This is a genomic window from Variovorax raffinosi, from assembly GCF_051216615.1.
GTDB lineage: Bacteria > Pseudomonadota > Gammaproteobacteria > Burkholderiales > Burkholderiaceae_C > Variovorax.
This window is the reverse complement of the sequence record NZ_JBPJZR010000001.1, coordinates 112586-126896: the sequence shown is the minus strand read 5'-3', so window position 1 is coordinate 126896 and position 14311 is coordinate 112586. Positions and strand designations below refer to the sequence as shown.

The following is a 14311-nucleotide window of genomic DNA, read 5'->3' as shown; positions in this document are numbered from 1 at the left end:
CTGAGGCCTGAACCTGGGTCACGCCGCGCTGTGCGCGGCGCGCCTCAGTTGTAGCTGACCGTCACCATCGCGCTGGCCACGCGGCCGGCCGCCGGCTTGCCTTGTGGCTTGATCGACAGCGTGCCGCCGTCCAGGCCCACGTGCTGCTCGCCCGCCGGATCGAACGCGTTCTGCCGGCCCTTGGTGTCGGTGAATGCAGTGGCCACGGACAGGCCACCGAGTGCATCGACACGCACCCTGGCGCTGGGTCGATCCACCCATTGCCGCAGGAACACCACCTCGGTGGTGTGGCCCGCAACCACGCGATGCGTGACTGCGGATGGACGGGCGACGACTTTCATTTCATACGGAGCGGCGACGATCTCGCCCGTGAAATGAATCGTGCCGTCCGCGGCGTTGGCGCCCAACGATGCCGCACCCATAGACAAGAATCCCAATGTCGCGAACACGCGCGAACGAAGGTCAAGCCTGGTCATTTCAATCCCTCTTTTTGAACCCGCTTTTTCACTCCCTGACATTGCATGGGTATGCGTCAAGGATGAAATCACAACGCAAGCGCCGGGACAAGCAGCATTTCCATTGCGCCATCGTGCCCATTCGTCATGTTGCGAGTTGCCTGCGCACTGTGATCGGAAATTACAGTTCAAGTGCTTGTCGATGTTTGCAATGCGCGCACCAGCACGTCGACGCGAACAAGCGCGGTGGCGATCGATTGATCGAGCAGGTCGCCGTGATCTTCCGCATGTTCGACGGCCACGCTGTGAATTTCCGTGAGCCCGAGCAGCGCGAGCGGGGTCGCAACGCCCGGCGTCAGCAGGTCCATGTGAGCCTGGAAGCCGCCGGGGCCGTAGCCGCTGCTGCCGCACGAAGTGAGCAGCACGGTGCGCCGCACGCGCTCGGCCAGCAGCGGCACATACGGGTTCTCGAGGCTGCGGTCGAAATTGAAGGTGGCACCGATGCGCACGACGTTGTCGATCCACGACTTCAGCGGCGCCGGCATGCCGAAGTTGTACATGGGCGTGCCGATCACCAGCACGTCGGCCCGGCGGATCTCTGCAATCAACGCATCGCTTTCGGCGAGCACGTCGTGCATCCACGGCGCGCGCAACTCCTCGGGCGTGTAGCCCGCCTCGATCCATTCGCCGGTGACCACGCCGGGCGGCAGCGCGCCGATGTCGCGGTAGATCACTTCGTCTTGCGGGCGGGTGGCCTTCCAGGTCGAGACGAAGCGGTGGCTCAGGCGGCGCGAGTGCGAGCCGTGCTCGGTGCTGCCCGAAAGGCCGGGGCGGGCGCTGGCGTCGATGTGGAGCAGGGTGGTCATGTCGTGGTCCTCGGGTGGGTTGATGGGGTGAATGGAATTCATCTGATTGCTTGACACGGGTTGCAATTTATCCAAGCATCACAGCCGCCACAAACGACGATTTCTTTGCCCTGCAGAAAAATTAATTCATCCATGGCCACCCTTCATTCATTGCCTCCGCTGGCGGCGCTGCGCGCCTTCGAAGCCGCCGCGCGGCACTGCAGCGCCAAGCTCGCGGCGAACGAGCTGTCGGTCACGCCCACGGCCATCAGCCATCAGGTGCGGCAGCTCGAAGAGTCGCTGGGCGTGCCACTTTTCATCCGGCAGCCGAGGCAACTGGTGCTCACGCCGCAGGGCTGGGAATTGCAGGCGGTATTGAGCGAATCGTTCAACGCCATGTCGAATGCCGTCGCGCGGCTGCGTGCACCACCCGCGCGGCAGGCCATCACGCTGTCGACCACGCCGGCCGTCGCGGCGCGCTGGCTGCTGCCGCGCGTGAGCACCTTGCGCGCGCTGCATCCCCGGCTCGACCTGCGCATTCATGCATCGCACGAAGCGGTGGCGCTCGACGGCATCACGGCCGACATCGCCATCCGCTACGGCAAGGGTCAATGGCCGGGCCTCGTGGCGCAGAAGCTGTTCGACACCACCTTCGCGCCGGCCTGCAGCCCCGCGCTCAAGCTGCGTCGCCGCGGCGACCTGACGAAGCACGCGCTGCTGCATTTCGCGGTGCCCGGCAGCAAGACCCAGCCGGGCACATGGGCCGCGTGGCAGCAAGAGGCGCAGGTGCCGGGCCTCGACGTGTCGGCCGGGCCGGTGTTCTCCGACGAAACGCACACCGTGTCGGCCGCGCTGCAAGGGCAGGGCGTGGCATTGATGGGCCTGGCGCTGATCGCGGACGAGTTGCGCGCGGGCAATCTGGTGCAGCCTTTCGGGCCTGTGCTGCCTGGCCTGCCGTTCTACCTGGTGTGCCCGGAGGCGCGGCGTTCGGAGCCTGCTGTTGCGGCGGTGTTCGATTGGGTCAGGGGGTTGTCGCCCCTGGGCGCGGCGGCTTGAAACCCGCGCGGCAGCATCACTGCCGCGGATGCGCCTTGCGCCCCTTCGCTTCCGCGGACTGCAGCTCCTTCGCCGTCAGAACGTAGGTCGTGTTGTTCACGAGGCGCTGCACCGCCAGGTCGATGAAGGCCCTGACGCGCGTGGGCTGCGCGACGCGGCTTCCGTAGTACACGAAGGCGCTGGAGAGGTCGTCCACGTGGCTGGTCAGCAGCGGCACCAGCCGCCCGGCGCGGATGTGCGGCGCGGAGATCACGCCCGTCAGCAGCCCGAGGACATGCCCGGCCAGCACGGCTTCGGTTTCCAGTGCTTCTTCGTTGATGCACAGCGCGGGCACCACGTGGTGTTCGACCCGGGCATCTTCGACCTTCACGTACCAAGGCAGCACCCTGCCGGTGCCCGGATGGCGAAAGGCGCTGCAGCGATGCGCCGCAAGTGCGTTGAGGTTGTCGGGCGCACCATGGCGGGCAAGGTACGCCGGCGCGGCGCAGATGATGAGCTGCGACGAAAACAGCTTGCGCGCGATCACGCCCTCGGCCGGTGATTGCCCCACGCGAAAGCCCACGTCCACGCGGTCTTCCACCCAGTTGCCGATGCGGTCGTCCAGGTGCACGTCGGGTTGCACGTCAGGGTACAGGCGGCAGAACTCGTCGAGCAGCGGCCACAGCACCGGCGCGAAAGTCGAGCGCGGGCCGACGATGCGCAGCGGCCCCGCGATCTCGTCCTTGGCCTGCCGCGCCATGCTCAGCGCGCGCTGCAGGCCGACCAGCGACGGCTGCGCGGCTTCGAGAAACTGCCGGCCCTCGTCGGTGAGCGACATGCTGCGCGTCGTGCGGTGAAACAGCCGCACGCCCAGGTGCTGCTCGAGCTGGGCCAGCGCCTGGCTCGCGGCCTGCGGCGTGATGCCTTGCGCGGCGGCCGCCTGGCGCAGGCTGCCGAGTTCGGCGGTCTTGGCAAAGGTCGCGATGGAGCGCAGTTCGTTGATGGGCATGGGGCACCTCTTTCGCCGGCGATTATCAACAGCAACTTGCCAGTCCTTCAAGGTTGCGGGGTCTATTCGCGAAGGAGGCGCAGACCTACAGTCCGCTCTTGCCGGCCGTGCAAGGCTGGTCAGCCACTTGCGCGTGACGCTGTGCCGATGCAGCGCATGCGATCGACCAAGGAGCAGACGCGACATGACAACCCCCGATGAGTTCACGATTTCCCGGCGCTGCCTGCTGAAGGCGGGCGCGGCCACCGCATCGGTGCCGGCGCTGGTTGGGGCCGCGCCGGCCATTGCGGCACCGCCTCGCACTGCGGGCGACGCAGCACTTTCGCCCGTGACGCTGAACGTCAACGGCAAGCCGCACCGCCTGTCGCTCGACACCCGCACGACGCTGCTCGATGCATTGCGCGAGCACCTGCACCTGACCGGCACCAAGAAGGGCTGCGACCACGGCCAGTGCGGCGCATGCACGGTCATGCTCGATGGCCGGCGCATCAACTCGTGCCTGACGCTCGCCGTGATGCACGAAGGCGCGAAGGTGACGACCATCGAAGGCCTGGGCACGCCGGGCAAGCTGCACCCGATGCAGGCCGCCTTCGTCAAGCACGACGGCTACCAGTGCGGCTACTGCACGCCGGGGCAGATCTGCTCGGCCGTGGGCATGCTGGGCGAGATCGCGCAGGGCATTCCGAGCCACGTCACCGAAGACCTGGGCGCGAAGCCGCCGTTGTCGAGCGTCGAGTTTCGCGAGCGCATGAGCGGCAACATCTGTCGCTGCGGTGCCTACAGCAACATCGTCGAGGCGATCACCGAAGTGGCGGGGGTGAGCGCATGAAGGCCTTTACCTACGAGCGCGCGGCATCGCCCGCGCAGGCCGTCGCGGCGGCCGCACGTGTGCCGGGCGCACGCTTCATCGCGGGCGGCACCAACCTGCTGGACCTGATGAAGCTGGAGATCGAGACGCCCGGCCATCTGATCGACGTCAACGGCCTGGGCTTCGACAAGATCGAAGGCACGCCCGACGGTGGCCTGCGCATCGGCGCCCTGGTGCGCAACACCGACCTTGCCGCGAACGAGCGCGTGCGGCGCGACTACGCCGTGCTGTCGCGTGCCTTGCTGGCAGGCGCCTCGGCGCAGTTGCGAAACAAGGCGACCACCGCGGGCAACCTGCTGCAGCGAACCCGCTGCCCGTACTTCTACGACACCTACCAGGCGTGCAACAAGCGCCAGCCGGGCAGCGGCTGCGCGGCCATCGGCGGTGTCAGCCGGCAGCATGCGGTGATCGGTGCGAGCGACGCCTGCATCGCGACCCACCCCAGCGACATGGCGGTCGCCATGCGCGCGCTCGACGCGAGCATCGAGACCATGCGCCCCGATGGCACGCGGCGGACCATTCCCATCGCCGACTTCCACAAGCTGCCCGGCGCCACGCCGCAGGTCGAAACTGCGCTGCAGCCAGGCGAGCTGATCACCTCGGTCCGGCTGCCCAGCCCCGTGGGTGGCAGGCAGGCGTATCACAAGGTGCGCGACCGGGCGTCTTATGCCTTCGCGCTGGTGTCGGTTGCGGCGATCGTGCAGCGCGACGGCACCGGCCGCGTCGCGCTGGGCGGCGTCGCGCACAAACCGTGGCGCGTCGAAGCCGCCGAGCGCGAGCTGACGCGCGGCGCCAAGGCCACCACCGACGCGCTGCTCGCCGATGCTCGCCCGACCGCGCAGAACGCCTTCAAGGTGACGCTGGTCGAGCGCGCGCTCGATGCGGTGCTGACGACGGATGCGAGGAGCTGAACGATGAAATTCGACACACCCGCCACCACGAACCCGATCGACCAGCTCAAGGTGATCGGCCAGCCGCTGGACCGCATCGACGGCAAGCTCAAGACCACCGGCACGGCGCCCTATGCCTACGAACGCCACGACGTGGCGCCCGATGCGGCCTACGGCTACATCGTCGGCTCGGCGATTGCCAAGGGCCGCATCGCGTCCATCGATGCGAGCCGGGCCAAGGCCGCGCCCGGCGTGATTGCCGTCGTCACCGCCGAGAACGCGGGCAAGCTCGACAAGGGCAACCTGAACACCGCGCGGCTGCTCGGTGGCCCGGTGATCGAGCACTACCACCAGGCCATTGCGCTCGTAGTGGCCGAGACCTTCGAGCAGGCGCGTGCCGCCGCGCAATTGCTGCGCGTCGAGTACGTCCGCGCGGACGGCGCCTTCGACCTCGCAGGCGAGAAGGATTCGACCGACAGGCGCACCACGGACCGCAACAACACGGTCGGCGACTTCGCCGGCGCATTCGCCAAGGCCGAAGTGCGGCTGGACGAGACCTACACCACACCCGATCACTCGCACGCGATGATGGAGCCGCATGCGTCCACCGCCGCATGGCGCGGCGACAAGCTCACGGTCTGGACATCGAACCAGATGATCAACTGGACCCGCGCCGACCTGGCGACGACGCTCGGCATTTCAAAAGACAACATCCGCCTCGTGTCGCCGTTCATCGGCGGCGGCTTCGGCGCAAAGCTGTTCCTGCGTGCCGACACCGTGCTGGCCGCCCTCGGTGCGCGCATCGCGCAGCGCCCGGTGAAGGTGGCGCTGCAGCGGCCGCTGGTGGCCAACAACACCGTGCACCGGCCGGCGACCATCCAGCGCATTCGCATCGGCACCACGCGGCAGGGCCGGATCACCGCCATCGGGCACGAGAGCTGGTCGGGCAACCTCGTAGGCGGCAAGCCCGAGAACGCGGTGCAGCAGACGCAGTTGCTCTATGCCGGAGAAAACCGTTTGACGGGCACGCGGCTGGCGCTGCTCGACCTGCCCGAAGGCAACGCGATGCGCGCGCCGGGCGAGGCACCTGGGTTGATGGCGCTGGAAGTCGCCATCGACGAAATGGCCGAGAAGCTCGGCCTGGACCCGGTGGAATTCCGCGTGCTGAACGACACCCAGGTCGACCCGGCCAATCCGGGCCGCCGCTTTTCGCAGCGGCGCCTCATCGAGTGCCTGCGCACCGGTGCGCAGCATTTCGGTTGGGCGCAGCGCAGTGCGCGGCCTGCGCAGCGGCGCGAGGGCCGCTGGTGGATCGGCACGGGCCTGGCCGCGGCCTTTCGCAACAACCAGGTCATGAAGTCGGGCGCGCGCGTGCGGCTCGACGGGCGCGGCGTGGTCACGGTGGAAACCGACATGACCGACATCGGAACGGGCAGCTACACCGTCATTGCGCAGACCGCCGCGGAAATGATGGGCGTGCCGATCGAGCGGGTGGTGGTGCGGCTCGGCGACTCTGCTTTCCCGGTGTCCGCGGGCTCCGGCGGGCAATGGGGTGCCAACAGCTCGACCGCCGGCGTGTACGCCGCCTGCGTCAAGCTGCGCGACACCGTGTCGCAACGCGCCGGCTTGGATGCTGCGGTCGCAACCTTTGCGGACGGCATGGTGCATGCCGGCGGGCGCAGCCTGTCGCTTGCATCGGTAGCCGGCGAGAGCGGCATCGTGGTCGAGGACGCCATCGAGTTCGGCGACCTGACCAAGACCTACCAGCAATCAACCTTCGGCGCGCACTTCGTCGAAGTCGCGGTCGATGCCTTCACCGCCGAAGTGCGCGTGCGGCGGATGCTCGCCGTGTGCGCGGCGGGCCGCATCCTCAACCCGAAGTCGGCACGCAGCCAGGTCATCGGCGGCATGACGATGGGTGTGGGCGCGGCGCTGATGGAGGAACTTGCGGTCGACAAGCGGCTGGGCTTTTTCGTCAACCACGACATGGCCGGCTACGAGGTGCCGGTGCATGCGGACATACCGCACCAGGAGGTCATCTTCCTGGACGAAACGGATGCCATGTCGTCGCCCATGAAGGCCAAGGGCGTCGGCGAACTCGGCATCTGCGGCGTTGCCGCGGCGGTCGCGAATGCGATCTACAACGCGACCGGCGTGCGGGTGCGCGACTACCCCGTCACGCTCGACAAGCTGCTCGGCCGGATGCCTTCGCTGAGTGCCTGAGATCGATCGTCACAGCGGGCCTCGGTCGGGTCTTGGGTCCAGCGCTGCCTTTTATCGCGGCACGAGGCGGTTGAGTGCCTTGACCAGAGCCACGGCGGGCACGACGACGAACACGTAGGCCGCGCTTCGCAGGGCTTTCGATTTCTCGACCTGCCGCGCAAGCGCCGGGCCGTGCGTCCAGTACCAGCCGATGAAGGCACGGCCGACGGAAAAGCGGGCGAGGCGCTCGTCCCTGAAGACCCGCAGCAGAATGACCGACGGATGCGCCGCATCGCCCATCGTGGCGGTCACGACAAAGCACTTCTTGCCAGCGCGCTGCACCATGGGATATTGATAGCCGGGCTTGAAGACCGCCAGCTTTTCGCTGAAGGCCTCCATGGTTTCGCGCAGCTTCTTTTCGTACGCATCGTCCACGGCATAAAACTCCGTGTCGGAGCCGTTGACGTACACGCCCTCGATGGTGCCCCTGCACAGCTCGATCACGAACTCGATGAGTTCCGTGTCGTCGGGCGCGAGTTCATGCGCGATCTTTCCGGCCGCAACGTACTGCACGCACTGGCGCAGGTAGCTCTCCCATGTGGATGCCGATGGGTCCGTTTGCAGCGCTTCGTACGCCTCGGTGTAGAGCGGAAACACCACCGTCTTGATCTTCGCGACCAGGCCCTTCAGCAGGTCGGCCTGGCGTTCGGGCGCGGCGGCCCTGCACGCGTTCTCCAACGCCGCGACCATTTCCTGCAGCCGGAGGTTGCCGGGCCGGCAGTCCAGGCCCAGGGCATCGGCCTTGCCGAGCCAGGCCTGCACGTCATTCGGATCGATTTCCAGGGCTCGATTGAAGTAGTCGCAGGCCTCCTGGTAGTTGCCTGCGGCAATCGCCGCTTCGGCAAGCCGCTTGAGGTTCGCGCCGTTGGCCGGTGCCGATTGCGCGGGTTGCACCAACTGGACGTAATGAGCGGGCCGGACCGGCTCACGAACCATGATGTCGGTCCCGCAGTACTCGCATTTCACGAAGTCCCGCTCCGGCGGGATCTGGAGGGCTCCTGAACACTGGGGGCACACTGCGGCGACAAAAGCCATCGGGATTTGAGTACGTTGAAGAAAAGGGGTGGCCGGACCGGCCGTGGAATGTAGCAAACGACACCCGTCGCGTCAGCCAGCGGTCAGGCTGGCCGCAGGATAACGCTGCGATGTCTTCGACAACGGCGCGCTACGGTGAGGTCAGCTCCATGCTGGAGCGGCGCTTTCACGTGGCCCGCGTGTCGGTCACGCCTTCGACACCGTTGAACGATCTCGGGCTCGATTCGCTCACCGTGCTCGAATTCGTGTGCGCGGCAGAGAACATGTTCAGGCTGCGCATTCCCGTGGACAAGCTCGGCGCTGGCGATGCAAGCGATCCCCTGACCTTGCAGGGCCTGTGCGAACTGCTCGACGCGCAGGCGCATGCCGCTGGCGTGAGCTAGCCGACTCCTGTTAAGAAGCGGCGCGTTCGCCCGGCACCTCGAATCCGCGCTGCAGCAGCAGTGCCGACAAGCGCGTGCAGGTCGGCCCGTCCGACGCACCCAGTACCACCGAGATCAGGCGCCGCCCGTCGCGTTGCGCAGTCGCGATCAGGTGTGCGCCGCCGCCGGGCAACGCGCCGGCATGGAGGCCATCGACGTTTGCCACTTGCCCCAGCAGCGCCACTTCTGGAACATCGCTCAGGCGAGCCTGTCCGGCCACCTCGAACACCGACGAAAAGCCCTGCAGCACATGGCGCGCCATCGTGAGCATGTCGACGGCGGTCGTGCGGGCTGCCGCCTGAAGTCCCGTGGGGCAGGCGAAGTGGGTGTCGGCCATGCCCCATGCCTGCGCCTGCCGGTTCATGGCCGAGACGAAAGCAGCGGGGCTTTCGCTGTGCCACGACGCAAGCGCAAGGGCCTCCTTGCGGGACGACGCGATCAACGCGGCTTCGAGCAAGCGCTGCACCGGTTGCGATGCGGCAGCCGTGAGCAGTGCGTCGGAAGGGGCATCGTCGTCGGCAACCGTCATCACGGCTTCGGCATGCCGGTCCAGGCGCTCGGCATGGAGCTTCTGCTCGACCAGAACCGCCGTCATCAGCAAGGACAGCGCGGCGGGCGCAAAGGGACGGCTGGCGGGCTGATGGGTCAGCAGCCTGTCGTGCGTCATGTCGTACAGGATCCAACTGGGCGCGGCCGGCTCGGTGTCGGCGGATGCGCCGGCACGCCGGATCACGGCGGCGGGCGGCAGTGGCATGGGCGGAATGGCCACCGGCACCGATGCGGCCGGTTGCTGCCGCTTCTGCGCTTCCTGTCGCCGGGTCAGCGTGCGCACGATCTGCCAGAGCCGCATGCCGTTGGAACTCTTGAGCAGCACCAGGTCGCCGGCATCGATTGCATCGAGCAGCATGCGTTCGAGCGCATCGAGCGATTCGCATGCATGCACGGTCGCGGTGGGCGGTAAGGCGGCCGCGATGCGGTCCCGCTGCCTGCTCATGAAGGTGCCCAGCAGGAAGACGAGCGCGGGTTCGCACTGTGCGATCGGCTCCACGAGCGCCTCGTGGTAGCGGCCCGTGTCGTCGCCCAGCTCCAGCATGTCGCCGAGCACCAGGATCTTGCGGCCGTTGCCGCGCGGCTCGTCGGCCAATGAGGCCAGTGCGGCGGCCATCGACAGCGGGTTGGCGTTGTACGACTCGTCGATGACCCGGAAGCGCTTGCCGTCCAGCGCAAACGGCAGGACCTGCCCGCGCCCCTGTACGGCGGCGAACGATGCGAGCTGCGCGGGAACCTGGCTGTCGTCCAGCGCCAATGCATGCGCCACGGCAAAGCACACGAGGCTGTTGACGGCCATGTGGCGGCCCTTCGCGCCCAGCGCGTACTCGAAATGCCGGCCGGCATGGCTGGCCCTGATCCTGCCGGAGACCGGGTCGTGCGCTTCCAGCCGGAAGTCGGCCGCGGCGGTCGTGCCGTAGGTCATCACCTTCAGCGCGTGCCCTTTCGCGCGAGCCATCAGGTAGTCGAAGTACTCGGTGTCCGTGCACAGCACGGCCCACGCGCCGGGGCGCATGCCCTCGAACACGTTCGCCTTGCGCCGTGCGACGTCTTCCACGGTTTCTCCGTCGTCCAGATGCGAGGCCGTGATGTTGGTGATGACGGCCAGGTCGGGCCGCACCAGCTTGACGTTCTGGAAGTCCTGCGCGTTGATGGCGCTGACGGCAATCTCCAGGATCACCAGGTCGGTCTGCGCGGGCACGCATGCCAGCATGGCGAGCACGCCCACGCGCGAGTTGTAGTTCTGGATGGTGGCGAAGCGGCTGTGCGAGGCAGAGAAGGCGTGGTCGAGCATGTGGCACACGGAGGTCTTGCCCGCGCTGCCGGTGATGGCGATCACGTGGCCCTGCAGCCGCTGGCGCGCGGCTGCGCCCAGCTCGACCAGCGACTGGATCGGGTCGTCGACCAGCAGCACGGGGAAGTCCGGCGCCAGTCCCGCGATGGGTCTGCGGAGCACGGCGCCCGCCAGTTGCGGCTGCATGCGCACGATCTCGTCGGACCAATCCCAGTTGCGCTCGTGCGCGTTGTCGGCAAAGCGCTCGTGGATGGCCAGCGTCCAGTAGTCGGAGGCCACGAAAAGCGCGGGCGACGGCAGGTCTTCCGTCAACGCTTCGCCGCGCGACACGGAGCGCACGAACCACCCGGGCGGTGGCGCCACCAGCCAGCTGCCGCCCGTGACGGCCGCCAGTTGCGCGGCGTTCCATGTCTGCCTGGGCTCACCCGGCAGATCGGGTGGCAAGACCTCGGGCGGGAACACGCGATAGCGCGGCATCGGCGGAAACACCTTGGGCGGCGCCGGCGTCGGCTGGTCGGCATCGACGGTGAAGTCCACGAACAACTGCAGCCGCTCGCGCTCCACCTGCGCGGTGGCGCTGACAAGGCCGACCTCGATCTGCAGTTCGACGTCATACAGCGGCGCGGCCGGTGGCTGCAGGCGGTGAATGTCGCGGTAGATCAGGCCGGGCTGCCAGCGGCTGGTGGGCCACATCCAGTCGCACGGATCGTGGTCGCCCGACAGGCCCCAGGCCGGCGCGTCGACGCAGGTGGAGGGAAGGGCGCGGATGTCGAGGCGCCAGTCGATGCCGGTGGGCTGGTCGAGTTGCCAGAAGGTCTCGACCGTCACGCTGCCGCGCCCGGTGAGCCGATCAGGCGTGACCCGTGCACCGAGCAGGCGCAGCGGGCCCAGCGGCACCGGCGATTCGAGCCGCGCCGCTTGGGGCACTTCGCTCGCGAGCCATTCTTCGTGCGGCTGCGTGGCCGCACGGATCGCATCCGGGTGGTGCCCCCTTCGCGGAAGAAGCAGCAACGACACCGGCTTGCGGTAGGGTGGTTGCAGGTCGATGAAGCACTGGCCGGTGGCGGCGAGCTTGAACGCCGAACCGAGGGCCTGGCTTTGCTGGAGGAAGCGGCTGGCCGCCGCCGCAGCCTGTCGGCCTTCGAGCTGCACCGTCTGGCCGAAGCCCAGGCGCAGGGGCGTGAACACCACGCGCTGCACGCCGCTGTTGCCCAACTGGAGCGAGAACACGCCGCTCTCGCCTTCGTCGTGCATCGTGTCGCGCAGCAGATCGCCGGTGCCGTGGACGATGGGCCGGTCGCGATGGATCTCGACGCCTTGCTGTCCTTGGGTTGCGGTGCCAAGGACGGCATCGGCGCCGGCATCGATGAGGGCGCGGCCGATGGCTGTCCGGTCTGCATCGGAACTTGCCGGCGTGCCGTCGATGCCCCAATGCACTGCGACCAGCACCACGTGCGCCCGCTGGCGCGCGGCGGTGATGCGAGGTGACAGGCATGCCGTCCATGCACTCGGCGAAGACGGCGGCAGGTAGGCGTTGCCCGCGCTTGCCTCGCTCGCTGCGAGCTTCGGTGCGGCGCCGTCGAGGGAGAACAGTGCGACGTTCAGATGGCCCGCCCGGCGCAGGACGGGTTGCAGCGCGGCTTCCAGCGTCGGCCCCGAACCGGTGTGGCCGATGCCGGCCGCGTCGAGCAGGGCGGCCTGATGCGCGCGGGCTTTGTCGCCACCACCGTGGCGATTGGCCGTGGCGATCACGTCGATGCCCGCCTCGCCGAGAAGGCGCAGCATTTCGGGGCGCGCGTGGCGATGGTGGTCTGAACTGTCGTCGTCACTCGTGGTGTCGTGCGGCCCATGCACTGACGACACCACGCAGGCCAGGCTGGCAATGCCGAGATCGGCCTGCGCGATCACCGGAACACTGCCGAGCACGGCCGACCAACCCAGCTCTTGCGTGCGGTGGTGCTGCCGGCCGCCCAGGTTGATGTCACCGGCCCATGCGACCACCGGCCCGTCGGTAGGCGACAACAGGGTCGATGCGGCACCTTCGCCCGCATCGTCCGCCGTCGCCTGCAGAAACTTCAGGCAGGCCGCGCAGTCCCGAAGGCCGCAGGCCACGTCTTCGACGTCCAGCCGGAACCCCAGGGCCCGGTTGAAGAAGGCGCCACGGACCCGTGCGGGGTCGGGGAAGAACATCGCCAGCTCGGGCCAGAAATGGCTGTCGGCCAGACGGTGCGCGCGCTCTTCCAGCGCCAGTCGCAGCCTGTGCCGGTCCAGCCCGGCAAGCAAGGGGCGCAGCACGGGATTGGCGGCCAGCCTCGACACCATGTCGTATGCGGCGATCAGCGGCATCGGCCCCATCGGGGTGGCGTTGTCTTCCAGCAGGGCCGCAAGGTGCTGCACGCCGAACTGGAAGATCACCGGTTCGGGCCGGTAGCGGCTCAGTTCATTGATGCCGCTGGCCAGCCAGGGGTCGTCGGTGCGCTTGTCTCCGGTGGCGATGAAGTGTTCGAAGACGCGCCCGGCCGCGGTGAGCCAGCGGCGCTCGCCCGTCAGGCTGTACAGCCGCAAGAGGCTGAATCCGGTCAGGCCTTCGCTGCGGCTGGCGTCGTGCGTGTGCACGATGCCCAGCGCCAGTTGCGTCATCAACGCCAGGTGCGCGGTGTCGCCGGTCGACTTGGTGTGAGCGACCAACGCGAGCAGGCAAGCCGCGTTGCCGTCGAAGCGCGCCTGGCCATCGGGGCCGGCGAGAGCGGCTGCGAGCGTGCCGTCTTGCAACGGCGTCGTCCGGATCAGCGTGGTGGTCAGCCGGGCGAGCGCGCGGTGCATGGCCGCCTTGTGCAGGTCTGCCTTTGTGAAGGCAGAGGCTTCCACCAGCGCATGGACGGCGTGCGCGTGGCGCAGTGCATCGAAGGCAGGGGCAGAAGAAGGGGGAACACCGCCATCGTCGAGCGTGCCGTCCGGTTGCACGCGCGCCGCGAGATGGTCGCTGCCATCCGCGATGAGCTGGCGCAACTGCGGCGCGCTCCACCGGGACCGCGAGCGGTAGCCCGTGACAGCCCCCTCGACACCGAGCGCATGCACGCCTTCCGCATCTGCCAGCACGGCGTGGGTGCGAAAGCACCACACGGGCGCGGCGTCGTCATCGGGAAAGGCGAGGTCGATGCCGAAGCGATGCCGGCCCCAGGCATGCAGGTTCGCGGGATGCGGTTGCGCATGCGTCGCACCGGGCTCCTGGAAGATGGCGTGGCCGGCGATTTCCTGCGCAAGCAGCGCCACGTCGAACTGCGCGTCGAAGGCGATGCCTTCGCGAAAACGGGGCGGCGGGTTGTGCGACAGGCGGGTCTTGAGTTCGCCCCAGGTCAGCATCTGGACCTGGCTCACGACATCCACGCGCAGGCTGTGCAGTGCGCGGGGAGAGCCGGCAGCAAAGGCTTCGAGCGCCTGCGTGCCTTGCTGCCAGGCCGCCTCCAGGTCTTCGCCGCGTGCCGCGTGCACATGGGCGCGATCGACGCCGTTGTGCAGTGCGAAGAACACGACACAGCCTGCCGTGCTCGCCGGTGCAAAGGCCTGCGGCGATGCGCCGCGGGAAGTCGCCAGGCCCTGCCGGGCGCCCTCCAGAAGATCGCTGAGATTCACTGCGTTGATCCCGG

The 14311-nt window shown here is 68.1% G+C and carries 10 protein-coding genes; 5 read left to right on the top strand and 5 right to left on the bottom strand.

Annotated elements, in window-relative coordinates:
• Positions 1–44: 44 nt before the first annotated feature.
• Both ACSFB7_RS00570 and ACSFB7_RS00565 read right to left on the bottom strand, forming a co-directional pair.
• Positions 45–476: a fimbrial protein gene (locus ACSFB7_RS00570; protein ID WP_435466065.1), complete on the bottom strand. Its 432-nt coding sequence runs from the start codon at positions 474–476 to the stop codon at positions 45–47.
• A gap of 167 nt (positions 477–643) precedes the next feature.
• Positions 644–1321 (bottom strand): FMN-dependent NADH-azoreductase, encoded by a 678-nt coding sequence (locus tag ACSFB7_RS00565; protein ID WP_435466063.1) that lies wholly within the window; start codon positions 1319–1321, stop codon positions 644–646.
• Positions 1322–1453: 132 nt separating this feature from the next.
• Between ACSFB7_RS00565 and ACSFB7_RS00560 the strand changes: the two genes are divergently transcribed.
• Positions 1454–2356 carry a LysR substrate-binding domain-containing protein gene (locus ACSFB7_RS00560; RefSeq protein WP_435466061.1) on the top strand — a complete coding sequence of 301 codons (903 nt, stop codon included), beginning with the start codon at positions 1454–1456 and terminating at the stop codon, positions 2354–2356.
• 16 nt (positions 2357–2372) lie between these two features.
• On the opposite strand, the gene ACSFB7_RS00555 is transcribed toward ACSFB7_RS00560, so the two are convergent.
• Positions 2373–3344: a LysR family transcriptional regulator gene (locus ACSFB7_RS00555; RefSeq protein ID WP_435466059.1), complete on the bottom strand. Its 972-nt coding sequence runs from the start codon at positions 3342–3344 to the stop codon at positions 2373–2375.
• Positions 3345–3528: 184 nt separating this feature from the next.
• On the opposite strand from ACSFB7_RS00555, the gene paoA reads away from it, so the two are divergent.
• Genes paoA through paoC form a run of 3 tightly spaced genes read left to right on the top strand, consistent with a single transcriptional unit; the run spans position 3529 to position 7325 of the window.
• A complete protein-coding gene (paoA, locus tag ACSFB7_RS00550) occupies positions 3529–4173 on the top strand; it encodes an aldehyde dehydrogenase iron-sulfur subunit PaoA (RefSeq protein ID WP_435466057.1) in 645 nt (214 codons plus the stop codon).
• The gene (locus ACSFB7_RS00545; RefSeq protein WP_435466055.1) at positions 4170–5123 is read left to right on the top strand and encodes an FAD binding domain-containing protein; all 954 of its coding nucleotides are present in this window, start codon (positions 4170–4172) and stop codon (positions 5121–5123) included. Before paoA ends, ACSFB7_RS00545 begins: the two co-directional genes overlap by 4 nt.
• 3 nt (positions 5124–5126) lie before the next feature.
• Positions 5127–7325 carry an aldehyde oxidoreductase molybdenum-binding subunit PaoC gene (paoC, locus tag ACSFB7_RS00540; protein ID WP_435466053.1) on the top strand — a complete coding sequence of 733 codons (2199 nt, stop codon included), beginning with the start codon at positions 5127–5129 and terminating at the stop codon, positions 7323–7325.
• Positions 7326–7376: 51 nt separating this feature from the next.
• On the opposite strand, the gene ACSFB7_RS00535 is transcribed toward paoC, so the two are convergent.
• Positions 7377–8300, bottom strand: a complete 924-nt coding sequence (locus tag ACSFB7_RS00535; RefSeq protein WP_435466051.1) for a tetratricopeptide repeat protein — start codon at positions 8298–8300, stop codon at positions 7377–7379.
• A 209-nt stretch (positions 8301–8509) separates the two neighbouring features.
• Between ACSFB7_RS00535 and ACSFB7_RS00530 the strand changes: the two genes are divergently transcribed.
• Complete coding sequence (locus ACSFB7_RS00530) at positions 8510–8782, top strand: acyl carrier protein (protein WP_435466049.1); 273 nt, start codon at positions 8510–8512, stop codon at positions 8780–8782.
• Between the two features lie 10 nt (positions 8783–8792).
• On the opposite strand, the gene ACSFB7_RS00525 is transcribed toward ACSFB7_RS00530, so the two are convergent.
• Positions 8793–14297 (bottom strand): Mur ligase family protein, encoded by a 5505-nt coding sequence (locus ACSFB7_RS00525; RefSeq protein WP_435466047.1) that lies wholly within the window; start codon positions 14295–14297, stop codon positions 8793–8795.
• Positions 14298–14311 lie beyond the last annotated feature (14 nt).

What these genes read in the sequence shown, in the direction of transcription:
- ACSFB7_RS00570 (WP_435466065.1), bottom strand. Translation starts at nt 476, where the DNA reads ATGACCAGGCTTGACCTTCGTTCGCGCGTGTTCGCGACATTGGGATTC.
- ACSFB7_RS00565 (WP_435466063.1), bottom strand. Translation starts at nt 1,321, where the DNA reads ATGACCACCCTGCTCCACATCGACGCCAGCGCCCGCCCCGGCCTTTCG.
- ACSFB7_RS00560 (WP_435466061.1), top strand. Translation starts at nt 1,454, where the DNA reads ATGGCCACCCTTCATTCATTGCCTCCGCTGGCGGCGCTGCGCGCCTTC.
- ACSFB7_RS00555 (WP_435466059.1), bottom strand. Translation starts at nt 3,344, where the DNA reads ATGCCCATCAACGAACTGCGCTCCATCGCGACCTTTGCCAAGACCGCC.
- paoA (WP_435466057.1), top strand. Translation starts at nt 3,529, where the DNA reads ATGACAACCCCCGATGAGTTCACGATTTCCCGGCGCTGCCTGCTGAAG.
- ACSFB7_RS00545 (WP_435466055.1), top strand. Translation starts at nt 4,170, where the DNA reads ATGAAGGCCTTTACCTACGAGCGCGCGGCATCGCCCGCGCAGGCCGTC.
- paoC (WP_435466053.1), top strand. Translation starts at nt 5,127, where the DNA reads ATGAAATTCGACACACCCGCCACCACGAACCCGATCGACCAGCTCAAG.
- ACSFB7_RS00535 (WP_435466051.1), bottom strand. Translation starts at nt 8,300, where the DNA reads ATGGTTCGTGAGCCGGTCCGGCCCGCTCATTACGTCCAGTTGGTGCAA.
- ACSFB7_RS00530 (WP_435466049.1), top strand. Translation starts at nt 8,510, where the DNA reads ATGTCTTCGACAACGGCGCGCTACGGTGAGGTCAGCTCCATGCTGGAG.